The following is a 23,958-nucleotide window of genomic DNA, read 5'->3' on the forward strand; positions in this document are numbered from 1 at the left end:
GATCAAAGGCCCGCTTCGCGCGGGCCTTTATTTTTGCGCGCGTACTCTCCGCCGCGTGAGCCGGCCGGCGAGCAGGCTGAGCGCGATGGCGAGAGTGAGGAACAGGGCGGCGACCGGCGCTAGATACAAAAGCTCATGATGGGCGATCAGCCGCGCACCGGAGGCGGCGCCGATCGCCTGGCCGAGATAGATGGTCGAGGTGTTGAGCGCGACCGAGGCAGCGGCGAGCGCCGGCTCATGGGTGATGAGCCGGCTCTGCTGCAACGAATTGGACGAGAAGGTGCCGAGCCCCCACAGCGCCACGCTGACGGCGGCGCCGGCCAGGAGGCCGAAGGTCGAACCGAAGACAATGAGGCCGAGAAGAATGGCGCCCAGCGCCGCGACGATCAGGGTCTCGACGCCGAGCTTGCCGACGAGGCGCGCGGCGAGAAAGTTGCCGGCGACGCCGGCGATGCCGAAGCCCGAGAGCAGAAGGGCGATGAGGGCAGGCGAGGCGCCGAGCACCTCCTTGTAGATCACTACCAGATAGCCCGACAGCGTGAACTGCCCCGAGCCGCTGGCGAGCGTCACCAGGAGGATGAGGATCAGGACGGGATCGAAGAAAACCGCGCGCCAGGCCGAAAGCGACAAAGGCGGCGTGCGTAGTCCTTTGGGCAGCGTGCGCCAGACGAAGAAAGCGGAGACGAGCGCCAGCACGGCCATCAGCGCGTAAGCTACGCGCCAGCCGGCGAAGGCGGCGATGAGGCTTCCCGACGGCATGCCGGCGACCGAGGCGATCGACCAGCCGATGAAGATGAAGGCGACGGCGGCGGCGCGTTTCTCCGGCGGCAGCATTTGGCCCAAAGTGGCGGCTGCCTGCGGTGTGAAGATCCCGGCCGAGATCACGGTCACGGCGCGCAGGATGACGAGGCTGGTGAAATCGGGAGCAAGGGCGGAGAGCGCGTGGCCCAGCGCGTAGAAGGCGAGTGAACCGGCCAGCAGCACGCGCCGGTCGAGCCGGCTGGTGAAGGTCGCGAAGAACGGAGCCCCGAAACCGATGATGAGGCCGCCGGCAATCAGCAGGAGGCCGGCCGTGGCAGGCGTCACCGCAAGCCCCGCCGACAGATCGTTCAGCATGCCGGCGGGCAGCATGATCCCGGTGCCGATGATGAAATTGCCGGCAAACAGAGCCCACAGCGCCAGCCGGTGCGAATCTTGAGTCATTCCGGACTATGGCCGGGTCGCCGGGGCGCGGTAAATCGCCGCCGCGACATGTCAGACCCGATCTCGCACATGCGAAATGCACTTGCCCAAGGAACAGGCACGATATAGGCTCCCACGCCTTTACCAAATGGGTAGTAGATTAACATGCAGATCAACAAAGTCGGCGTTATCGGCGCCGGTCAGATGGGCAACGGCATCGCCCATGTATGCGCCCTCGCCGGCTTCCAGGTGCTTCTCAACGACCTCAGCAAGGAGAAGATCGAGGCCGGGCTCGCCACTATCAACGGCAATCTCTCGCGTCAGGTCAGGTCCGGCAAGATCACCGAGGCGCAGCGCGACGCGGCGCTCAAGAACATCAACATGGCGGCCTCCTACGAGGATTTCGGCATCTGCGACCTGGTGATCGAAAGCGCCGTCGAGGACGAGGCGGTCAAGCGCAAGATTTTCACCGCGGTCTGTCCACATCTCTCCGATTCAGCGGTGCTCGGCACCAACACCTCGTCGATCTCGATCACCCGGCTTGCCGCTTCGACCGACCGGCCGGAAAAATTCATGGGCATCCACTTCATGAATCCGGTGCCGCTCATGGAGCTGGTCGAGCTCATCCGCGGCATCGCCACCGACGAGCAGACCTTCAATTCGGTGAAGGAATTCTCGCTGCAGCTGAAGAAGACCATCGCCGTCGCCGAGGATTTCCCGGCCTTCATCGTCAATCGCATCCTGATGCCGATGATCAACGAGGCGGTCTATACGCTCTATGAGGGTGTCGGCAATGTCGAGGCCATCGATCTGTCGATGAAGCTCGGCGCGCATCACCCGATGGGCCCGCTCGAACTCGCCGACTTCATCGGCCTCGATACCTGCCTGTCGATCATGCAGGTGCTTTATGAAGGCCTGGCCGATTCGAAATATCGTCCCTGCCCGCTGCTGGTGAAGTATGTCGAGGCCGGCTGGCTCGGCCGCAAGACCAATCGCGGCTTCTACGACTATCGCGGCGAGAAGCCGGTACCGACGAGGTAACGCATCACCCCGAAAAGTTGCAGACTTTTCGGATAAGGTGATGCGCGAGAATGACCCCCTCGCCCCTCGAAGAGGGGAGAGGGTATTTTACTTCTCCGCGGTCGCCGCCGTGATCAGCGCCTTGGCTTCGGGCGAGTCCCATTCGGCGGGGCCGGCGAGGCGGCCGATCTCGCGGCCCTGACGGTCGATGAGGATCGAGGACGGCAGGCCCACCGCCTGGAATTTGCCGAGCGCCTCGGTCGAAGGATCGGCATAGAGTTTGAGCGCCGTGGCGTTGACCTCTTTCAGGAACTTGCCCGACGCTTCGAGCCCCTTGCGGTCGACGGCGATGGCGACGACTTCAAAATCGGGCGATCCCATCTCGCTCTGCAGGCGCGCCAGCGACGGCATCTCCTCACGGCAGGGCGCGCACCAGGTGGCCCACAGATTGACCAGGATGACGCGGCCCTTCCAGGGCGCCAGTGACGTTGCGGCGCCATTCTCCGCGAGGAAGCTGATCTCCGGCACGTCCTTGCGCTCGGGCTTGACCACGAAGGCGGTCATGGTGCCGGTCGACAGCGCCTTGGTGACGGCGCCTTGCGGGGCGGCGGTCGTCACCGCAGCGGTCGGCCCGACCTTGCCATCGCCTTCCCCCTTCAAGTAAACCCCGAAGGCTGCGGCGATCGCGGCGAGCACGACGACCAGGACTGCGGGCTTCAGGTTGCGGGCTTTTTCAGTCATTCGGGAATTCCATTTGCGAGGCGGGTCATGACCAACAAGATGTGGGGCGGCAGGTTCGGCAGCGGACCCGACGCCATCATGGAAGAGATCAATGCCTCGATCGGCTTCGACCAGAGGCTGTTCGCGCAGGACATCAAGGGATCGCTGGCCCATGCCAAGATGCTCGCCGAACAAGGCATCATCTCCAAGTCCGACGCGGCTGAAATAAGGCGTGGCCTGGAGAAGGTGCAAGGCGAAATCGAAAGCGGCGCCTTCACTTTTTCGCGCGCCCTCGAGGACATCCATATGAATGTCGAGCAGCGCCTCAAGGATCTGATCGGTCCGGCGGCCGGGCGCCTCCATACCGCGCGCTCGCGCAACGACCAGGTGGCGACCGACTTCCGTCTCTATATCCGCGACGTCTGCGACCATCTCGACAGGCAATTGCAGGAGCTCCAGCTGGCGCTCGCGACCAAGGCGGAAGCCCATGCCGCGACCATCATGCCGGGCTTCACCCATCTGCAGGTGGCGCAGCCCATTACCTTCGGTCATCATCTTCTCGCTTATGTCGAGATGCTGGCGCGCGATCGCGGCCGCATCGCGGATGCGAGGAAGCGCATGAATGAATCGCCGCTCGGCGCCGCCGCACTCGCCGGCACCTCTTTCCCCATCGACCGCAATATGACCGCGAAGGAACTGGGCTTCGACCGGCCGATGCGCAATTCGCTCGATGCGGTGGCCGACCGCGATTTCGTGCTCGAGCTGCTCGCCGCCGCGTCGATCGCGGCGATGCATCTCTCGCGGCTCGCCGAAGAGATAGTCATCTGGTGCACGGCGCAATTCCGCTTCGTGACGCTCTCCGACAAATTCACCACCGGCTCGTCGATCATGCCGCAGAAGCGCAATCCCGACGCCGCCGAACTGATCCGCGGCAAGCCGGGCCGCATCCTCGGCGCCTTCTCAGCCCTGCTCGTGGTGATGAAGGGACTGCCGCTGACCTATTCGAAGGATATGCAGGAAGACAAGGAGCCGGCCTTCGACGCCATCGACAATCTCTCGCTCGCCATCGCCGCCATGACCGGCATGGTCAAGGACCTCGAGCCCAATGCCAAGGTGATGCGCGCTGCGGCGGCGCAAGGCTTCGCCACCGCGACCGATCTCGCCGACTGGCTGGTGCGCGCTCTGGGCCTGCCTTTCCGCGAGGCGCATCACGTGACGGGCGCACTCGTCGCCTTGGCCGAGAAGAAGAACTGCGATCTCGCCTCCTTGAGCCTCACCGACATGCACAGCGTGAACGACAAGATCACCACCGATGTCTACAAGGTGCTGTCGGTCGAAAATTCGGTCGCCTCGCGCACTAGCCTGGGCGGCACGGCGCCGAAGAATGTGGCGCGCGAAGCGGCGCGCTGGCTGAAGCAGCTCGGCAAGTAATCCTGCTTGGCCTGCCTTTGCAGAGAATTGCAGGCGCAAAATTTACGTGGGGACATATAGCCAGGACGGCTGCTGCCTTGTCCTTGACCCGCTGCACGCTTTTGCGTGACGGAGATGTGGGCCCGGAACGTCTCACCCTTTGCGCTGCCCTGCCAATGCTTCAGGAAGCGGTTCATGCAGAGATTGGCAAGCAGGGAGCTGATCACCCCGCCCTGCGGCGTGGCGCGGTCCGTGTCCTTGCCACCGTTCATGCGCTCCGTTCCATCCCTATCCCGCACCTGCCGGTCGACGATACGCCGTGCCACCGATGGCATCGGTTGCGCGTGCGGGAACGTGTCGACGTCCTTGGACAGATCGGCGTCCACCATATCCGTGCAGCCACGGCGCAGGAGACCATGGGCAAGCATGCCCGCCCGCCAGATCTTGTCGCAGAGCTGATAGAAACGGAAACCAAGCTTCGCCTTGGCCTTGGAATAGAGCTTTCTTTGAAGCATCCTGATACTTTCAAGTATTGTCAGGCTCATCAGCAATCTCCGCTCTTCGGCCGCTTCGAAAGCACCCCAGACGTCAGGGCCCTTTGCTCCGCCAGCGCTACCCGCCTAGACGCTTGATCGGCGGCATCGCCCATCGCGGCGCAGCATGTCGATTTCCAACGAATCCGCCCACAATAGCAAGCGGGATCATCTGAACAGACCGAGGAACTGATCAGGAACTTCGCGTTCAGCACACTAGCGTCAGTTCGATGAGCCCGATATCGTGGCCGAGGCCATCCGCTGTTTCAACGCCGGGATCGAGACACGTGCCGCTTGCAAAGACCGACGCCGCCAGGCATCTGACCGAGTTCGTGTTGCTGGCCTTCCGCATCGAAGCGACGGATGTACCCCTATGAAGGACGCCGAAATCGAACGCATCTCGGCCGCCATCATCGCGCGTGGGCTTGGTGGCCAATCGGAGATCGAGCTGCTGCAGGGCTTCTGCGCGGACTGCAATGCGGCGGGGCTCGATCTCGCCATGGGCATCGCCGTCATCGACACGCTGCATCCGATCCATGAGGGCCGCGCCTTTCATTGGCGCGCCGACGGCCAGGTGGAGCGCGAGGTCACCGAATATACGCCGACCAGCTATTCGGACGAGAACTGGCGCCAGAGCATCTTCTATCATCTGATGCAGACGGGCGGCGACGAACTGCGCCGCCGCATCGATGACGGAACACCGCGCGATTTCGACTTTCTCAATAAGCTCGAGGAGCAGAACCAGACCGACTATGTCGCCTTCCTGCAGCGTTTCGACCGCGAGGGTGTCATCGGCGAGATGGACTGCATCTACACCCACTGGTCGACGGGGAAGGTGCAAGGTTTCGACGACGCCGAGCTTGCGGCGCTGCGCCGGCTTGTGCCGCTGCTGGCGCTGGCACTCAAGACCTCATCGGTGACCCGCGTCGCTGAGACGATCGCCGAGGTCTATCTCGGCCGCGATGCCGGTGCCCGCGTCCTCAAGGGCCGAATCGTACGCGGCGTCGCCGACCGTATCAACGCGGTGCTGTGGTATTCCGATCTCAAGGACTTCACCACCATCACCGATGCGGCGCCGCCCGACGAGGTGATTCCGCTGCTCAACGACTACGCCGATGCGGTGATCTCGGCCATCCATGACAAGGGCGGCGATGTGCTGAAGCTGATCGGCGACGGCGTGCTGGCGATCTTCGGCGGCGCCGAGCCCGCCGAAACATGCCGCCGCGCCTTGCTCGCCGAGGCGAAGATGCGAAAGCGCATCGCCGATCTCAACGACAAGCGGAAAGCCGAAGGCCGCCCGCTGGCGGGCGTCAATCTGGGCCTCCATATCGGCGATGTCTTCTACGGCAATATCGGCTCGACGACGCGGCTCGACTTCACCGTCATCGGCCCGGCGGTGAACGAGGTGAGCCGCATCGTGGCGCTGTGCCGCTCGGTCGACCGCGACAATCTCTTTTCGTCCGATTTTGTCGCCGCCACGCCCGAGCCCGAGCGCTCCCGCCTCGTCTCGGTCGGCCGTTTCGCGCTCCGGGGCGTCAGCCGGGCGCAGGATCTTTATACGATCGATCCGGAACTGGTGCGAGGGTGAAACGCCGGCTGGACCGGCGCCCGCCGATCCATTCGCCTAGCCACTCGAGCCCATGCCGATGCATAGGCGACAAGGACGGCGATCATGGCGAGCGGCGATTTTGCGCCTCGCGCCACCTCCGACCGGCATCTTCCAGTTCGGTAGCACCTTACCCAAATATGAGATCGCATTCGATTGCGGGGGCGTCACCCACTATCTCGGCCAAGGCCTCGACGATGCCGAGGCTCTTCACTGAAATATGCAAACGGGCGGAGCGGCTATGCGCGTGATGTTTGCAAGGCGAGGGATCGGCCATGGCCAGCTCGGCTCTTACCCCCTTCCCCCGCCCGGCGCCTTGGTCTAATCCTTGGCCCATGACCATTCGTGCCCTCCTAGTCAGCCTCCTTCTCGCCGGCCTTGTGGCCGCCTGCGGCGTCCGAGGCGCGCCCGAGAAGCCCGAAGGGGCCAAGAAGACGAACGAGCCCATCGTTCTCGATCCGCTGATCCAGTAATCTTTCTCCCGCCAGACCGGTCCGGCCGCCCATGCACCATTTCGCCTATAAAGACGGCCATCTCCATGCCGAGGAGGTGAGCCTCAAGGTCATCGCCGAGGAGGTGGGCACCCCCTTCTATTGCTATTCGACCGCCACGCTCGAGCGCCATTACCGTGTCTATGACGAGGCCTTTCAGGGCCAGGACCACGCCATCTGCTATTCGATGAAGGCCAATTCCAACCAGGCGGTGCTGAAGACCCTGGTCGATCTCGGCTCCGGCATCGACGTCGTCTCGGAAGGCGAATTGCGCCGCGCCCTCGCTCTGGGCGTGCCCGGCCGCAAGATCGTCTTTTCCGGCGTCGGCAAGACGGCGCGGGAAATGGCGCTGGCGCTGAAGGAGCGCATCGCCTGCTTTAACGTCGAATCCGAACCCGAGCTCGAGCTGCTGGCGTCCGTCGCCACCCGCCTTGGCACCCGCGCCAATGTGTCCTTGCGCGTCAATCCCGATGTCGACGCCAAGACGCATGCCAAGATCACCACCGGCAAGGCCGAGAATAAATTCGGCATCGCCTTCGCCGACGCCAAACGCGTCTATGCCAAGGCGCGCCAGCTCGACGGCATCGACGCGTCGGGCATCGACACCCATATCGGCAGCCAGATCACCGAGCTGGCGCCCTTCGAGCAGGCCTTCAAGCGCATCGCGGAACTCACCGCCGAACTGAAAAGCGAAGGCCACGACATCCGCCATATCGATCTGGGCGGCGGCCTCGGCGTGCCCTATCGCGGCACCAATGACGTGCCGCCGCACCCGGACGAATATGCCGCGATGGTGAAGCGCACGCTGGGGCACTTGGGCTGCAAGCTGGTGCTCGAGCCCGGCCGCATGATCGCCGGCAATGCCGGCATCCTCGTCTCGCGCGTCATCTATGTGAAGCATGGCACCGCCAAGAACTTCATCATCCAGGACGCGGCGATGAACGACCTCATCCGCCCGACGCTTTATGATGCCTATCACGAGATCCTGCCCGTGGATGAACCGCAGGGCGGGCGGGAACTGATCAGCGACGTGGTGGGCCCGGTCTGCGAGACCGGCGACTATTTCGCCCTCGACCGCAAGCTGCCGGAAATGGAACAGGGCGATCTTCTGGCGGTGATGACCGCCGGCGCCTATGGCGCCGCGCAGTCCGGCACCTACAATTCGCGCCCGCTCATCGCGGAAGTGCTGGTCAAGGGCTCGAAATTCGCCATCGTGCGGCCGCGCCAGACCTATGAGGACCTGATCGGCCTCGACCAGTTGGCCCAGTGGCAGGAAAAGAACCGGAGATAGGCCTGATTACCCCCCCTTCCGGGAGGGTCGACGCGCAGCGCCGCGGTGGGGGTCGGGAAGTCTAAGGCAGATCCGAGATCGGCGGCACGCCGCCCGGCGCGCGATAGGCATAGCCGTTATCCGGGTCTCCACTAAATGCCGCGGTCCGGCGCGCCAAAGCGAGGCCAAGTCCAACCGCAGCGCCCATCCCATCGGCGCCCACGTTTACGACGACCTGCGGGCCGAGTTCGAGGTCGCCTATTCGGAAAACGATATCGATAAGAGCCTAACTGAGATGCCTACGACCAAGCGATCGGAGCGAGGGCACGGCTTGTTATGATCGAGCTCGCGATCATGATGCCGCCGGTCGCTTCCTGATGAATCACCAGATATGCCCCGATCGCTAACATGCCCGATTGCAGTGCAAGCCTTATGATCTTGGAGATGGTTCCCAATGAGCCGGCGACGTCGCTAGCATTGGCGTGAGCGGTAAGATATTCCTGGTTGACGTCTGACCAGCGATCGGCAATCCGTGATCCGAAACCCATAGCCTGCATGGCTTCCGCATTTCGGCGCGTCGCTTCGGCAAGGGCACTTCGGCTTGCGGCGTACTTTCCCGCCGCTTTGGTTGGCTCCTTCGTACGTAGCTCGGTCAGGAGCGTGAGACTGAAAAGCACTATCGCGCCAGCCAGCGCAGTAATGCCGATCCAGAAGTGGAAGAGGAAGCAGATGCCAACATAGAGGGGCATCCAGGGCAGGTCGAAGAGCGCTGTCGGTCCCGCACACGACAGGAAAGAGCGAACCTGATCCAGATCACGTAGCGACTGGAGCCCATCACCCGAAACCTTGCTGCGCAAAGGGAGCCGCATCACGACTGAATAGACCTGGCCGCTCATCTTCGCGTCCAGAGCGATGCCGATGCGGACGAGAAGCCGGGATCGCAGCAATTCGAGCACGCCCTGGAATGCGAAGAGCAAGCCCGCCAGCAGGACAAGTCCCATCAGGGTCGGTACGCTGCGGCCCGGTACCACACGATCATAGACCTGCAACATGAAGAATGAGCCCGTCAGGGCGAGGATATTCACGGCCCCACTCATGAGGCCTATCCCGCAAAACGCAGTTCGAAATGAAGAAAGCACCGCCGCGAGGGTTAGTCGCGGCGGTGTAGAGGAGGTTAACACAGAAGTTTCAGCCACGATGGACTCGTTTGACAATTGCCTCCGACTTAGAACAGGAAGTCATTCTGGTGGGAAACCAAGGTAGCGATGGTCATGTTGTTGACCGTAAGCTTATCGCCACCGCCGAAATCGATCACCACGGCGGAGCCGACCTGAGTCATCTGCAGGTCGCCGAAGGTATCGACATCTGCCACGCCGGTCAGGTCGATCTGGTCGGTTCCCGCGACGAAATCGGTGATGATATCCGCGTCACCGCCCGTGGCGAAGATGAACGTATCCGCGCCCGCATTGCCTGTGAGAGTATCATTGCCCGCATTGCCGCCGATCGTGTCATCCCCCGCCCCGCCGCGCAGGACATCATTGAAATTCGACCCGCGGATCGTGTCATTGCCACCGCTGCCATCGACGAATGTAAGTCCATTCACCGACTGAAGCCCGGACAGGTCCAAGGTATTTGCGGCAGACGTACCCATCAGGCCATGATTATTGCCCGCCCAGTTTTCAATGCTCTGACTGCTGGCATTGAAATTGGTCAAGGTCAGGTTGCTGGTTCCCTCAACCTTGAGAGTGTCTGTCCCGCTTCCGCCGTTAAGAATGTCGGTGGAGTCGCTAGCCCCCGTGACGAGAAGCGTATCATCGCCGTCACCACCCATGACGCTATCCACACCGGCACCGCCTCTGAGCGAGTCGGCGAATGCGGATCCGATGAGGGTGTCATTGCCACCGCTACCGTCGACAAATGTAAGCCCATTCACCGACTGAAGCCCGGACAGGTCCAAGGTATTTGCGGCAGACGTACCGATCAGGCCATGATTATTGCCCGCCCAGTTTTCAACGCTCTGACTGCTGGCATTGAAATTGGTCAAGGTCAGGTTGCTGGTTCCCTCAACCTTGAGAGTGTCTGTCCCACTTCCGCCGTTAAGAATGTCGGTGGAGTCGCTAGTCCCCGTGACGAGAAGCGTATCATCGCCGTCGCCACCCATGACGCTATCCACGCCGGCACCGCCTCTGAGCGAGTCGGCGAACGCCGAGCCGATGAGGGTGTCGTTACCCTCAAGGCCACTGATGACGCCCACACCCGATTTGGCAGTAAGACCGCTGAAATCAAGCGTATTTGCAGCGCCCGTACCGTTTATGGCGTTGTTGTTCGTACCCAGAAGGACTTCAATGCTTTGGGTGGTGGCATTGAATTTGGCCAAAGTTAGAGCGGCAGCGGTGTTGATCTTGAGCGTATCCACACCTCCATCGCCGGAGAGAGTGTCATACGTGTCATTGGCGCCCGACACATTGAATGTGTCATTGCCATCACCGCCACTGATCGTGTCGGTTCCCGCTCCGCCTGTCAGATTGTCATTGCCACCAAGGCCTGAAATCTTGTCATTGCCACCCGCGCCATTGATGATGTCGTCTTCGTCGGTTGCAAACCGGCCGGAAATTCCTTGCGTGCGGTCAATGACATTGGCGGCCGATGTGCCTGTTACGGTGTTGCCCGCAAGATCACCGACATTGATCGTGAAGTTTTCATGAACGGTTGATGCTCCGTCGGTAGCGACGACCGTGACTTCGTGACTGGTTGCCGTCTCAAAATCGAGCAGTGCCCCATTGGCGACTGTGATTACACCGGTTGTCGGATTTATCGCAAACCGGCCACCGGCATTGTCGAGCAATGTGTAGGTTACGGCGTCACCGCCAGTCGCCGATACAACCGTTATGCCAACGGTGGCCCCGGTGGCTGCATTTTCGGCGACCGTGTTGGCGCTTGCATTGCCATCCGAGAGAGCGCCGGGAGCCACGTCGGTCACCGTGATCGCATAGCTCTTGGTAATGAAGGCTGACGATGGATCGGCGGCCACGACCACAATATTGTAGACATTGTTACCGCCGATATCAGTCGGGTTCTCGAAATCCGGCCCCGTCCTGAAGGAAAGAATGCCGTTCTTGTCGATCTGAAATTTCGCCGCATCCGGACCGGCGACGGCGAAGGTGAGATCGTCGCAATCAATGCCGGTCAGAACCGAGCCCAATATAGTCGAGTTCTCCGCAATTGGAGCAAATGAATCTACCAAGATCGGAGCCGAATTTGTGACTTCGATCATAAAGGTCGTATCGACCGAATGATTGAAGCCATTCGTGGCCCGCACGGTCACATTGTGAGTCGTCGCGGTCTCAAAATCGAGGAGGCTACCATTTGCGACAGTGATTTCACCGGTCGCTTGATCGATCGTGAATCGACCGCCGGCGTCGTCAGCGAGCGAATAGGATATTCCCGTGCCCGTGCTATCTGCCGCGTGGGCGATGACACCTGTGCTCGAACCGCTCGCGGCACCTTCCGCCACGGCGTTGGTAGCGGAATTCGAGTCTACCAGACCGATTGGCAGAATATCCGGTGTGAGAATGGTCGTGGCGATCCCGCCCGCGGCCTGTGCTGCGGCAAAAGTCGTATATTCACTGTCGCCACCGACTAGGAAGAACGTCTCTCCGTTGCCATCGACGACCTTCTCGACGCCCTTCAGGCTGTCGTTGCCGTCGGCTCCAGCTGAGACCTGCCAGCCATTGCTGACATCATAGGTGAAGTCGGCAGCCGACAGGTCGCCGGAGTAGTTTGCGGCATCGATGCCGGCTCCGCCGTCGATTGAGTCGTTTCCGGCTCCGCCATTCAGGACGTCGTTGCCGCCGGCACCGTCGAGCGTCACCGGGCCCGCGACATACTCGCCGTGGATAGTCTCGCCGGCGTTGCTGCCCGTCACCACGTCGGCCGCGCCGTTGAGGTAGATGGAAATCGGACGTGCCTGGTCGAGGAAGGTGTTGTCCGAGGCGATTGACGGGATATCCGCGTCGACAAACGGCAGCACCGCGATGTGCGCCCCGTCCGAGTTGGAGAAGCTGTTGCCCGTGATGGTCACGTCGACCGTTTCGGTGACGATGCCGTTGCCATTGCCCTGGAAAGTGTTGTCGGTGATGGCACCCTGCGCGCCCTGCACGAGGTAGGCGCCCTCGCTCCAGCCGGTGATCTGGCTGGTGCTGAGGCTGAAGTCGGCTGCCGTTCCGCCGACGCCGAACGGGCGCGTGTCCTCGGCCGAGCCGGTGAAGACGGCGTTGGCAATGCTGACATGGTCGCCGGTGACGAACAGGCCGTAGGGCCGATCAAGGCCGCCGAAATTGTAGGCGCCCGTAAAGTCGACGCCGTCGATGGTGACGTGGTCTGCGGTAACCAGCACGCCGCCACTGATGACAGCGCCGTCCGCACCCAGAATGGTCACCTGCTTGTCAATCGTCAGCGGCCCGCCGAAGGTTCCGGCGGCCAGCATGATGGTGTCGCCGTCGGCCGCCGCGTCGAGCGCGGCCTGGATGGTGGCGAAGCCGCCGCCGCCGACCAGGAGCGTCTTGCCGCCGACCGCATCCTCGAGCACCTCGACGCCGTCCAGCGTGTCGGTTCCGTCGGCGCTGGTCACCGTCCATGTCGCGCCACCGACGTTGTAATGGATGTCGGTTGCTGCGTGCACGTCGCCCGATACCACCGCAGTGTCGATGCCATCGCCGCCATGGATGATGTCGTTGCCGTGGCTGCCGACCAGACGATCATTGCCGCCGGCGCCATCGAGGGTGACTGGACCACTGACATATGCGGCGGTGATGAACTCGCCGACCTCGCTGCCGGTGACGGTCTGGGCCCCTCCGTTGAGATAGACAGAAATCGGACGTGCCTGGTCGAGGAAGGTGTTGTCCGAGCCAATCGAGGAGAGGTTCGCGTCGACAAATGGCAGCACCGCGATGTGGGCGCCGTCGGAATCGGAGAAGCTGTTGCCCGTGATGGTCACGTCGACCGTTTCGGTGACGATGCCGTTGCCATTGTGCTCGAAAGTGTTGCCGGTGATTGAACCCTGTGCGCCCTGCACGATGTAGGCGCCCTCGCTCCAGCCGGTGATCTGGCTGTGGCTGAGGCTGAAGTCGGCTGCCGTTCCGCCGACGCCGAACGGGCGCGTGTCCTCGGCCGAGCCGGTGAAGACGGCGTTGGCAATGCTGACATGGTCGCCGGTGACGAACAGGCCGTAGGGCCGATCAAGGCCGCCGAAATTGTGGGCGCCCGTAAAGTCGACGCCGTCGATGGTGACGTGGTCTGCGGTAACCAGCACGCCGCCACTGATGACAGCGCCGTCCGCACCCAGAATGGTCACCTGCTTGTCAATCGTCAGCGGCCCGCCGAAGGTTCCGGCGGCCAGCATGATGGTGTCGCCATCGGCCGCCGCGTCGAGCGCGGCCTGGATGGTGGCGAAGCCGCCGCCGCCGACCAGGAGCGTCTTGCCGTCGACCGCATCCTCGAGCACCTCGACGCCGTCCAGCGTGTCGGTTCCGTCGGCGCTGGTCACCGTCCATGTCGCGTCACCGACGTTGTAATGGACGTCGGTTGCTGCGTGCACGTCGCCCGAGACCACCGCGGTGTCGATGCCATCGCCGCCATGGATGATGTCGTTGCCGTGGCTGCCGACCAGACGATCATTGCCGCCGGCACCATTGAGAGTGACCGGGCCCGCGACATACTCGCCGTGGATGGTCTCGCCGGCGTCGCTGCCCGTCACCACGTCGGCCGCGCCGTTGAGGTAGATGGAAATCGGACGATCCTGGTCGAGGAACGTATTGTCGTGAATGGTGCTGCCGACATTCGTGTCCACAAACGGCAGGGAGACGATGTGCGCCCCGTCCGAGTTGGAGAAGCTGTTGCCCGTGATGGTCACGTCGACCGTTTCGGTGACGATGCCGTTGCCATTGCCCTGGAAAGTGTTGTCGGTGATGGCACCCTGCGCGCCCTGCACGAGGTAGGCGCCCTCGCTCCAGCCGGTGATCTGGCTGGTGCTGAGGCTGAAGTCGGCTGCCGTTCCGCCGACGCCGAACGGGCGCGTGTCCTCGGCCGAGCCGGTGAAGACGGCGTTGGCAATGCTGACATGGTCGCCGGTGACGAACAGGCCGTAGGGCCGATCAAGGCCGCCGAAATTGTAGGCGCCCGTAAAGTCGACGCCGTCGATGGTGACGTGGTCTGCGGTAACCAGCACGCCGCCACTGATGACAGCGCCGTCCGCACCCAGAATGGTCACCTGCTTGTCAATCGTCAGCGGCCCGCCGAAGGTTCCGGCGGCCAGCATGATGGTGTCGCCGTCGGCCGCCGCGTCGAGCGCGGCCTGGATGGTGGCGAAGCCGCCGCCGCCGACCAGGAGCGTCTTGCCGCCGACCGCATCCTCGAGCACCTCGACGCCGTCCAGCGTGTCGGTTCCGTCGGCGCTGGTCACCGTCCATGTCGCGCCACCGACGTTGTAATGGATGTCGGTTGCTGCGTGCACGTCGCCCGATACCACCGCAGTGTCGATGCCATCGCCGCCATGGATGATGTCGTTTCCAGCTCCGCCATTCAGGACGTCGTTGCCGCCACGGCCATAGAGAAAGTCATTGCCGCCGCGGCCATTGAGGACGTCGCTGTCATTGGCCGAACCCTGGCTCGGATGGTTGTTTCCATCGAGAACATCGGCATAGTCGGTGCCGGACAGCGTATCGTCTCCCGATCCTCCCAGGACGACAACATAGTCATTGGCAGAGCTGACCGGCGTGAGATGGTCCACTGCCGTTTCGGCGTCAAACGAGACACCGGTGGTAAAGTTCCTGAAGTTGAAGTCGGTGCCGACATTCTGGAAGTCGTTGTCGGTGATGTTCAGGTTGTCGGTGTTGATGCCGCCGGAGACGGCTGTGCCGGTCGAAACGAAGGCATTGCCGGCAACATCCAGATGCGAGTTTCCGGACAAATCGGCATTGATGCCGGTGCGGGCGAATTCAATCTTGTTATCCGAGATCGTGATGTCCACCCCGCCGCCATCCAGCCATACGGCGCGCCCCCACGAGGCAGTGCCGAACAGACCCTGTTGGTTGCCGGTAAAGTAGTTGTCGGTGATCGCGATCTCACCCGACGCGATCGGGGAAATCGATATGGCGCGGTCATCCGCGGCGCCGCCCTGAGCGGTAGAGTAGAATATGCTGTTGGTGACGATGTGCGGATGGCCCGCGGGCCCACTTGTCATGATCTCCAGCGTGGGATCGCTGGCACCACCGCCCGTGGTCGTCCCGTCATTGAGGAAACGCACCCCGTCAATAACGACCTGGCCGCCCGCCGTTATGGAATGGTGGCCAACGATCGTGGTTTCCCCAGTGCCCCCGACCGCGTCCCGGCCAGCACCCGTCGCGCCGGCTCCCTCCTGGGCCCCCAGGATGGTAACAGCTTTGTCAATAACCAGATCCTCGTCATAGGATCCGGCACTCACGACGATAATATCGCCTTCACTCGCTGCATTGATGGCAGCCTGGATCGTGAGATAAGAACCGGCGACAGACCCGACATAAAACGTAGCCATAATCTTTGTTTCCTAATTTTGACAAATACCCATTGTCTGCGCGTCCATACGCACAGCCTGGCGTCATGCGGGTTTTCGATTTCACAGTCGAAAGTTATTCGCCGTCCGTTTCGCCGTGGCAACGAGTTAATGAAGAGCCCTTAATGATGCAAGCCGCTCGATATGAAGATTGGCCAGCTGGCGTTAAATCACAGGAAATTGGCGTATCGCCAAAAGTATATCCGACACGGCGAAGGCGGTTTTCGAAAGCTTTAGAAGAAGGATAAGAGATATTCTTTCGAAGGGCCCCACCCCTGAAGATTTGTTGCAGTTAGAGTCCGGCCCTGGGGAAGAAGACGGATGATGAGGGGAAGCGGTTCACGGAAGAGTACGCAAGAGGCTGGGACTAAAGCCTGCCTGGCCGGCAGACACGGCATTTTGGAAGCGACGATATACAACTGGAAGGCCAAGGATGTTGTCTTGGATGTGTCGGAAGCGCGCCGGCGGAAGGCTCTGGAAGACGAGAGGGGCAGCTGAAGCGGCAGCGCGAGGCTATCGCTTGTAGCGACACTGCCGCCAACCGCCATGCTCAGGTGGGAGGGCGAGCCGTCAGGCATTAACCGGCTCTATCGCGAAAACGCTCCGCATCAGAAATACTTAACGCCTATCCGCCCTATATCTTGCGAATTGGCGCCAAAAGGCCTTAACTCAGTTGGACGGCGCCACAACTCTCGCTGGACGGAGAGATGAAGGGTCTTCATGGCAAGCGTCTCTTTCTTGGTTAGACCCCTCTGGACGCGCTGCATTGCTACCGAGCTGAAGAAGGAGGGAGCGGATGTCGGGGCCGCACTTTCTGCGTCCGGCCTTGATTGGCATTCGCTTAACAAGGCCGAGGGATGGATACCGTTTGTGCGACATGCCGAGCTATTCGAAATCGCTGCTCGTGAGCTCAAGAACAACTGTTACGGGATGACCCTGGCCCAGAGAGTCAATGTGCGCGACGGGGATGTGTTCGCCTATCTGGGCGTTGCTTCGCACACAGTCGAAGCGGCGTTACGAAACATGGCCCGCTACTCAAGGGTGTATTCTGAGGCGTCCAGGTCGAGCTCGAGCTCGATGACAGTTCGGGCACTCTGAACATTAGGGCTCAGCACCGGTCACTTTCCGAATATTGTCAGGCGTCCGAGTTCAGACACTCGCTTATCGTGCTCGCCTGTCGGTCCTTCACGGGCAAGCGAATAACGCCGCTCGCCGTCCACTTCATTCATCAGCGCCGCATTGGGATCGCCAGTTTAGTAGAGTTTTTCGGATGCCCGGTGAAGTTTGGCCAAGGCCACGAGCGGATCATCTTCAGCAGAAAGGAGCTTGCCACACCGATCACTTCCGCTGATGACCGGCTTCTCGCAATTCTGCACACATACGCCGAAGAAATACTCCGCCGCCGCCCGAAGCAGGGTCCTGATCTCATTCACAGGCTGGAGCGGCGATTGATCGAGCTTCTTCCCACTGGCGAGGCGCGAATCAAGATCGTTGCTGCTGAACTCGGCATGAGCGAGCGCACCCTGGTGCGCCGACTTGCCGATCAAAACACTTCCTTCGCCGATATCGTGGACCGTCTGCGACATGACCTCGCCAGGAAGTATTTGCCCCAGCGGGACGTGAGTCTCTCGCAAATCGCCCTTTTTCTGGGTTACTCGAGCCAGAGCGCCTTTAGTACCGCGTGCCGTCGTTGGACGGGCAAGGCGCCACGCGACCTGAGGTCCCGCCTGCAGGATACCGGGCAAATCTTGTGATCAATTCTCGTCCGACATGTATAAATCGTGATAAAGCGCGAAAACGGATAGACACTAAGGAATACTTGAACTGCATGGACTCGAGAAGGAGCAGCCGAACAAAGTTTGCCATGGGTTGGGAAGTCTGCAAGGCGATTTGAGCTTGGGCGAGCGCCACCGACCCCACCCCTAACCCCCCGCAAGAGGGAGGGGATGGGAAATTCGGCCCGGCAGATCTATGAGGACCTGATCGGCCTCGATCAGCTGGCCCAGCGGCAGGAAAAGAACCGGCGATAGGCCTGATTACTTTCCTCCTGGCAGGGGGATAGACACGCACCGTCGCACGCCGCCGATTGCGTCCAAAGGTTCCGCGTTGCCGTTCAAAGTAACGGAACGTTTTAACGCCTTTGGTGTTGTCCCGTTGACGGCTAAAAGCAGACAATTGGCCGAGTGCCTCAAGTGTCCTCGTCAAAGCGCACCCATATGAGAGGAAGCCGAAAAGCCGACCCCGCGTTTGACAGACGTGGGGCGATCAACGGAATGCGTTATGACTCAGTCACCTATTGCAGCACTTCTCAGCGGAAATCCTCGCGCGTTTTTGGAGCACGCCAGGAACCATGACACTGAAGCGCGGCTGAACAACTTCGACACCCTTGACGATATCGAGGCCTGCGAAAACCAGGACATTTTCAACGAATGCGTTCCCGCCAATGAGAGGCGCAGCTTGGACGCCACCCTGCTTCTAGTGGGCGTGATCGCCTGCTTTTTTGTATTTGTTCTGCCTTTGTTCTGGCCCTGATAAGCGACCCGAACCAGCGATCTTTTCCTCGTCCTTTTCGCACGGAACTTTCCTCTTCCGTCGTTGTTAGCAAAAATTGACGGTGGGTTACGATTGCTCGTGGTGCATCGCACCTAAGCCTTCGTTACTCTTTTGGGAGGGGATTAATGCGGGGCGTCGGATCAGATCAACCGGTCAAGCGCGAGCGTCGACCCATAAAATCATTGAATGTCACGGCGGAAACGAACGGGGCGGTGACTCGCGAACTGAACGATCTCCTTGATGCACTCATGGAAATGCGGAACGGGAACTTTACCGTCCGGTTGCCAGTCCATAGTCCCGGTATCGTCGGGAGAATTGCCGAGACCTTCAATGATATTTGCGCAACCAATCAGCGCATAGCCCAGCAGCTCGAACAGGTGGGCACAGTCGTCGGCAAGGAAGGCAGAACCCGCCAGCGGGTAAGATTTGGTGTCCAGCAGGGCGCCTGGGTCGAAATGGAGTCATCGGTCAATACGCTCATCGATGACCTTCTATGGCCGACCGCGGAAGTGACGCGCGCGATCGCTGCCGTCGCCCAGGGCAATCTGCTGCACACCGTGCGCCTCGATGTCGACGGCCGCCCGCTGCGGGGCGAATTCCTCCAGTCTGCCTCCATCGTCAACACCATGATCAAGCAGCTGGCCGTTTTTACATCCGAGGTCACCCGCGTGGCGCGGGAGGTCGGAACGGAGGGCAAACTTGGCGGCCAGGCCCAGGTCCCGGAGGTTACCGGCGTCTGGAAGGAATTGACGGAAAGCGTCAACCAGATGGCGAGTAATTTGACTGCGCAGGTGCGCAACATTTCCGATGTCACCATCGCTGTCGCCAATGGCGACCTGTCGAAGAAAATCACCGTCGATGTTCGCGGCGAGATCCTGCAGCTGAAAGAGGCGATCAATACCATGGTCGATCAGCTGCGATCATTCGCCTCGGAAGTTACCCGCGTGGCTCGCGAAGTTGGCACCGACGGCAAGCTGGGCGGACAAGCACTGGTGCCCGGCGTCGCCGGCACTTGGAAGGATCTCACCGATTCCGTGAATGCCATGTGCGGCAATCTCACCGACCAGGTCCGTAATATCGCGCAAGTTACCACGGCCGTCGCCCGTGGCGACCTCTCCCGCAAGATCACCGTCGATGTCCGCGGCGAAATTCTCGAACTCAAGGACACCATCAACACGATGGTTGACCAGCTGAACGCGTTCGCGTCCGAGGTGACCCGGGTCGCTCGTGAAGTCGGTACGGAAGGAAAACTCGGCGGGCAAGCGCAGGTTTCCGGCGTCGCCGGAACATGGAAGGACCTCACTGACAATGTCAACTTCATGGCCAGCAATCTGACGGCACAGGTTCGCAATATTGCCGAAGTCTCGACCGCTATCGCCGGCGGTGATCTATCCAAGAAAATCACCGTCAATGTGAGCGGCGAGATCCTGCAATTGAAAGAAACCATCAACACGATGGTCGATCAGCTGAATGCCTTTGCCGGGGAAGTGACACGCGTCGCACGTGAAGTCGGGACCGACGGCAAGCTCGGCGGCCAGGCTGCCGTTCCCGGCGTGGCTGGAACGTGGAAGGACCTGACCGACTCCGTGAACTCCATGGCAAGCAACCTTACCGCCCAGGTGCGCAATATTGCCGAGGTCACGACGGCGGTCGCGCGCGGCGACCTTTCCAGAAAGATCGCGGTGGACGTCAAAGGTGAAATTCTGGAACTGAAGAATACCATCAATACGATGGTCGACCAGCTCAATGCCTTTGCCTCCGAGGTGACACGTGTGGCGCGCGAGGTCGGAACGGAAGGAAAGCTGGGTGGCCAAGCTCAGGTTCCCGGTGTTGCCGGCACCTGGAAGGACCTCACCGATAACGTGAATTCAATGGCGAGCAACCTCACCGCCCAGGTGCGTAGTATAGCCGAGGTCGCAACCGCCATTGCCGGCGGTGATCTCTCCAAGAAAATCACCGTCGATGTTCGCGGCGAGATTCTCCTTCTCAAGGAAACACTCAATACAATGGTGGAACAGCTTCGCTCTTTCGCGGCCGAGGTTACCCGCGTTGCACGCGAAGTCGGAACGGACGGGAAATTGGGCGGCCAGGCGCAGGTGCCAGGCGTCGCCGGGACGTGGAAGGACCTGACGGACAATGTCAATCTCCTCGCCGCCAATCTAACCACGCAAGTCCGCAACATCGCGGAGGTCACGACCGCAGTCGCGCGCGGTGACCTTTCACGCAAGATCACGGTTCCAGTGAAGGGCGAGATACTCGAGCTGAAAAACACGATCAACACGATGGTCGATCAATTGAATGGCTTTGCTTCCGAAGTCACACGCGTCGCCCGCGAAGTCGGAACGGAAGGAAAGCTCGGTGGTCAAGCCACAGTCCCGGGCGTGGCGGGTACTTGGAAGGACCTCACCGATACCGTCAATGTGATGGCGGCCAATCTCACCGAACAGGTGCGCGGCATTGTGAAGGTCGTGACAGCGGTTGCCGATGGCGACCTCGCCCAGAACCTCACTGTCAAATCCAAGGGCGAAGTGGCGGCATTGGCGGAAACGATCAACAATATGACCGCTACACTCGCTATTTTTGCGGATCAGGTGACGACGGTGGCGCGCGAAGTTGGCGTCGAAGGGCGGCTCGGCGGACAAGCCAACGTTCCCGGCGCGGCCGGTACTTGGAAGGATCTTACCGGCAACGTCAATCTCCTCGCTGCAAATCTCACTACGCAGGTGCGAGCCATCGCCGAGGTTGCGACCGCGGTGACCAAGGGCGATCTGACGCGCTCGATCCAAGTGGAAGCGCGCGGAGAGGTCGCCGAGCTCAAAGACAATATCAATACCATGATCGGCAATCTGCGACTGACCACTGAGCACAATACGGAGCAGGATTGGCTGAAGACCAATCTGGCGAACTTCACGAACATGCTTCAGGGACAGCGCGATCTGGCGACGGTCGGCCGGCTGTTGCTTTCCGAGCTCGCACCACTGGTCAACGCGCAGCTTGGCGCGCTCTACCAGATGGAGAACATCGCGACGCCGCGGCTCAAGCTGCTGTCGGTATACGCCGACGACAGCACACGGGGATATCCGGAAATTCTGCCTGTTGGCAAAGGCTTGATCGGTCAGTGCGCCGCCGACAAGCGGGCCATTCTGTTGAACAAGCTTCCGGCCGCCGCCATCCCGATCGGATCGGCCGTGTTCAAGGCCCTGCCCCGCAACGTGATCGTGCTTCCAATCCTGTTCGAGAATCACGTCAAGGCCGTTATCGAACTGGCATCCCTGGAAAAATTCACGGCACTGCAGAAGACTTTTCTCGAGCAGCTAACCGCAAGCATCGGAATCGTCCTCAACAGTATCGAGGCGACGATGCAGACTGAAGGCCTGCTTAAGCAATCGCAGGAGCTCGCCGGCGAACTGCAGACCCAGCAAAAAGAGTTGCAGCAGACAAATGATCAGTTGGGCATGAAAGCTCAGCAGCTGGCCGAGCGCAACGTCGAAGTCGAGAAGAAAAATCAGGAGATCGAGCAGGCCCGCCGCGCCCTGGAGGACAAGGCGTCCGAGCTGGCGCTGACATCCAAGTACAAGTCGGAATTCCTTGCCAACATGTCGCACGAACTGCGCACTCCGCTCAACAGCATCCTCATTCTGGCCCAGCAGATGAGTGAGAATCCTGACGGCAATCTAACTTCGAAGCAGGTCGAGTTCGCGCGCACGATTCGAGGAGCTGGCAGCGATCTACAGAATCTCATCAACGACATACTTGACCTGTCGAAGATTGAATCCGGCACCGTCACGGTGGAGGCGGAAGAGCTTCTGGTCGACAAGATTGTCGAAGTGGTTGGAAGGCCTTTCAGACATGAAGCCGATACGCGGCAATTGTCTTTCGAAGTCAAGGTTGATTCGGGAATCAAGGGAACACTGTTCACCGACTCGAAAAGATTGCAGCAGATCCTGAAGAATTTGCTTTCGAACGCTTTCAAGTTCACCGAGCGCGGCGGCATCTGTTTACGGGTCTTCGCAGCCGAAAGCGGCTGGAACAGCGACAATCGGGTTCTGAACGAGGCCCCCAGCGTGCTTGCGTTCGAAGTCTCCGATACTGGCATCGGCATTCCGGTCGACAAGCAGAAGCTGATTTTTGAGGCATTCCAGCAAGCAGACGCCAGCACCAGCCGGCGCTACGGCGGGACAGGCTTGGGCCTTGCCATCAGCCGCGAGCTGGCGGCGCTCTTGGGCGGTGAAATCCAGGTTCGCAGCGCTGTGGGGACCGGCAGCACGTTCACGTTCTACCTCACCCAGAGATTTTCCGGGCCATTGATCCCGCAATCAACCAGCACTGAGGTGGCACCGGCGCGCTCGATCGGCCTAACGGTACGGACCGTCGAGCCGATTTCCGACGATCGAATGTCAATCGTGCCGAATGACGACATATTGCTCATCGTCGAGGATGATCCCGGCTATGCGAAGATTGTCATGGATACTGCGCGGCGTCGTGGGTTCAAGGTGCTGGTCGCACCCACTGGCGTCGAAGCGATCGAAATGGCCACACAGTATCAGCCGACGGCCATAACGCTCGATATCTTCCTTCCGGACATACTCGGATGGGGCGTGCTCAGTCACCTCAAGAAGAATCCGCTGACTAGGCACATTCCCGTGCAAATAGTCAGCCTCGATGAGGACCGTCAGCAAGCCCTGGCGAAGGGTGCGTTTTCCTTCATGAACAAGCCTGCCTCCAGCAACGACCTCGATGCCGCGCTGGGGCGACTGCAACGTTGCGCCGAATCTGGACAAAAACGTCTGCTGATCGTGGAAGATAACCCTGCCGAGCAGCTGAGCATAAAAGCGCTGCTTGAGTATGACGATATCGCGATTGCAACGGCGACGACCGGATCTGCCGCTCTCGCGAAGCTATCCGACGAACCATGGGACTGCGTGGTGCTCGATTTGAAGCTTCCCGATATGTCCGGCTTCGAAATCCTCGAGCATATTGCAAACGACGATCATCTGTCCGACCTGCCGGTGGTCGTCTTCACCGGTCGGCCGCTTTCTCTCGAAGAGGACGATCGTTTGCGCACAATGGCCAGAAGCATCGTTGTCAAGGGTGTCGAGTCACCGGAGCGGCTATTCGATGAAACCGCCCTGTTCATGCATCGCGTGATCGGCGATTTGCCGAAGAACAAGCAGGATATGATCCAGCGGTTGCACGGATCCAATGCAGACCTTGCCGGAAGGACAGTACTTGTGGTCGATGATGACGCCCGCAACATATTCGCGCTGAGCAGTGTTCTGGAACGCAGTCAAATGAAGGTACTGACGGCGACGAACGGCCGCGAAGCGCTGGGTATCGTGGACGCGACACCCGAAATTGCCATCATCCTTATGGATATCATGATGCCTGGAATGGACGGGTACCAGGTGATTGAGACTATTCGCGCGCGACCTGATCTGCGAAGGCTTCCCATCATCGCGCTGACCGCAAAGGCGATGAAGGGCGATCGTGAGAAATGCCTCGAGGCCGGGGCTTCCGATTATCTGGCCAAACCGGTCGACACTGAACAGCTTATCGCCGCCTTGCGTGTTTGGCTCCACCGTTAG

At 60.8% G+C, this 23,958-nt stretch carries 14 protein-coding genes and 2 pseudogenes; 10 read left to right on the plus strand and 6 right to left on the minus strand.

Annotated elements, in window-relative coordinates:
* Nucleotides 1-27 precede the first annotated feature (27 nt).
* A complete protein-coding gene (locus tag G5V57_RS10660) occupies nt 28-1,203 on the minus strand; it encodes an MFS transporter (RefSeq protein ID WP_165167477.1) in 1,176 nt (391 codons plus the stop codon).
* 144 nt (nt 1,204-1,347) lie between these two features.
* Here G5V57_RS10660 and G5V57_RS10665 point away from each other — a divergent pair, with 144 nt between their 5' ends.
* On the plus strand, nt 1,348-2,223 hold the full coding sequence (locus G5V57_RS10665) for a 3-hydroxybutyryl-CoA dehydrogenase (protein ID WP_206530242.1): 876 nt from the start codon (nt 1,348-1,350) through the stop codon (nt 2,221-2,223).
* Between the two features lie 87 nt (nt 2,224-2,310).
* Here the strand turns inward: G5V57_RS10665 and G5V57_RS10670 are convergent, their stop codons facing one another.
* Nucleotides 2,311-2,943, minus strand: coding sequence for a TlpA disulfide reductase family protein (locus G5V57_RS10670; RefSeq protein ID WP_165167478.1), 633 nt, complete (start codon nt 2,941-2,943; stop codon nt 2,311-2,313).
* 27 nt (nt 2,944-2,970) lie between these two features.
* Here G5V57_RS10670 and argH point away from each other — a divergent pair, with 27 nt between their 5' ends.
* On the plus strand, nt 2,971-4,353 hold the full coding sequence (gene argH / locus G5V57_RS10675) for an argininosuccinate lyase (RefSeq protein WP_165167479.1): 1,383 nt from the start codon (nt 2,971-2,973) through the stop codon (nt 4,351-4,353).
* Here the strand turns inward: argH and G5V57_RS10680 are convergent.
* Nucleotides 4,239-4,847 (minus strand): hypothetical protein, encoded by a 609-nt coding sequence (locus G5V57_RS10680; protein ID WP_165167480.1) that lies wholly within the window; start codon nt 4,845-4,847, stop codon nt 4,239-4,241. The genes argH and G5V57_RS10680 overlap by 115 nt on opposite strands.
* Nucleotides 4,848-5,238: 391 nt before the next feature.
* On the opposite strand from G5V57_RS10680, the gene G5V57_RS10685 reads away from it, so the two are divergent.
* From G5V57_RS10685 to lysA, 3 genes are all read left to right on the plus strand, one after another.
* Entirely contained in the window at nt 5,239-6,453 is a 1,215-nt protein-coding gene (locus G5V57_RS10685) for an adenylate/guanylate cyclase domain-containing protein (RefSeq protein ID WP_165167481.1), read from the plus strand.
* Nucleotides 6,454-6,806: 353 nt separating this feature from the next.
* Nucleotides 6,807-6,944: a hypothetical protein gene (locus G5V57_RS10690; RefSeq protein WP_165167482.1), complete on the plus strand. Its 138-nt coding sequence runs from the start codon at nt 6,807-6,809 to the stop codon at nt 6,942-6,944.
* A gap of 31 nt (nt 6,945-6,975) precedes the next feature.
* A complete protein-coding gene (lysA, locus tag G5V57_RS10695) occupies nt 6,976-8,253 on the plus strand; it encodes a diaminopimelate decarboxylase (RefSeq protein ID WP_165167483.1) in 1,278 nt (425 codons plus the stop codon).
* A 61-nt stretch (nt 8,254-8,314) separates the two neighbouring features.
* Here lysA and G5V57_RS34820 read toward each other — a convergent pair whose 3' ends face one another.
* From G5V57_RS34820 to G5V57_RS10705, 3 genes and pseudogenes are all read right to left on the minus strand, one after another.
* Complete coding sequence (locus tag G5V57_RS34820) at nt 8,315-8,440, minus strand: hypothetical protein (RefSeq protein WP_256378662.1); 126 nt, start codon at nt 8,438-8,440, stop codon at nt 8,315-8,317.
* A 103-nt stretch (nt 8,441-8,543) separates the two neighbouring features.
* Nucleotides 8,544-9,413: pseudogene (locus tag G5V57_RS10700) on the minus strand (ABC transporter transmembrane domain-containing protein); the annotation flags it as partial.
* Nucleotides 9,414-9,457: 44 nt separating this feature from the next.
* Nucleotides 9,458-15,802 (minus strand): cadherin domain-containing protein, encoded by a 6,345-nt coding sequence (locus tag G5V57_RS10705; protein ID WP_165167484.1) that lies wholly within the window; start codon nt 15,800-15,802, stop codon nt 9,458-9,460.
* A 339-nt stretch (nt 15,803-16,141) separates the two neighbouring features.
* Here G5V57_RS10705 and G5V57_RS34325 point away from each other — a divergent pair.
* From G5V57_RS34325 to G5V57_RS10730, 5 genes and pseudogenes are all read left to right on the plus strand, one after another.
* Nucleotides 16,142-16,306 (plus strand): annotated as a pseudogene (locus G5V57_RS34325) (transposase); the annotation flags it as partial.
* A gap of 234 nt (nt 16,307-16,540) precedes the next feature.
* A complete protein-coding gene (locus G5V57_RS35180; RefSeq protein WP_165167485.1) occupies nt 16,541-16,918 on the plus strand; it encodes an AraC family transcriptional regulator ligand-binding domain-containing protein in 378 nt (125 codons plus the stop codon).
* Nucleotides 16,919-16,920: 2 nt separating this feature from the next.
* A complete protein-coding gene (locus tag G5V57_RS35185) occupies nt 16,921-17,574 on the plus strand; it encodes a helix-turn-helix domain-containing protein (RefSeq protein ID WP_371744814.1) in 654 nt (217 codons plus the stop codon).
* 526 nt (nt 17,575-18,100) lie between these two features.
* A complete protein-coding gene (locus G5V57_RS10725) occupies nt 18,101-18,352 on the plus strand; it encodes a hypothetical protein (RefSeq protein ID WP_165167486.1) in 252 nt (83 codons plus the stop codon).
* A gap of 146 nt (nt 18,353-18,498) precedes the next feature.
* On the plus strand, nt 18,499-23,958 hold the full coding sequence (locus tag G5V57_RS10730; protein ID WP_165167487.1) for a HAMP domain-containing protein: 5,460 nt from the start codon (nt 18,499-18,501) through the stop codon (nt 23,956-23,958).

It is taken from the genome of Nordella sp. HKS 07 (assembly GCF_011046735.1).
Lineage (GTDB): Bacteria > Pseudomonadota > Alphaproteobacteria > Rhizobiales > Aestuariivirgaceae > Taklimakanibacter.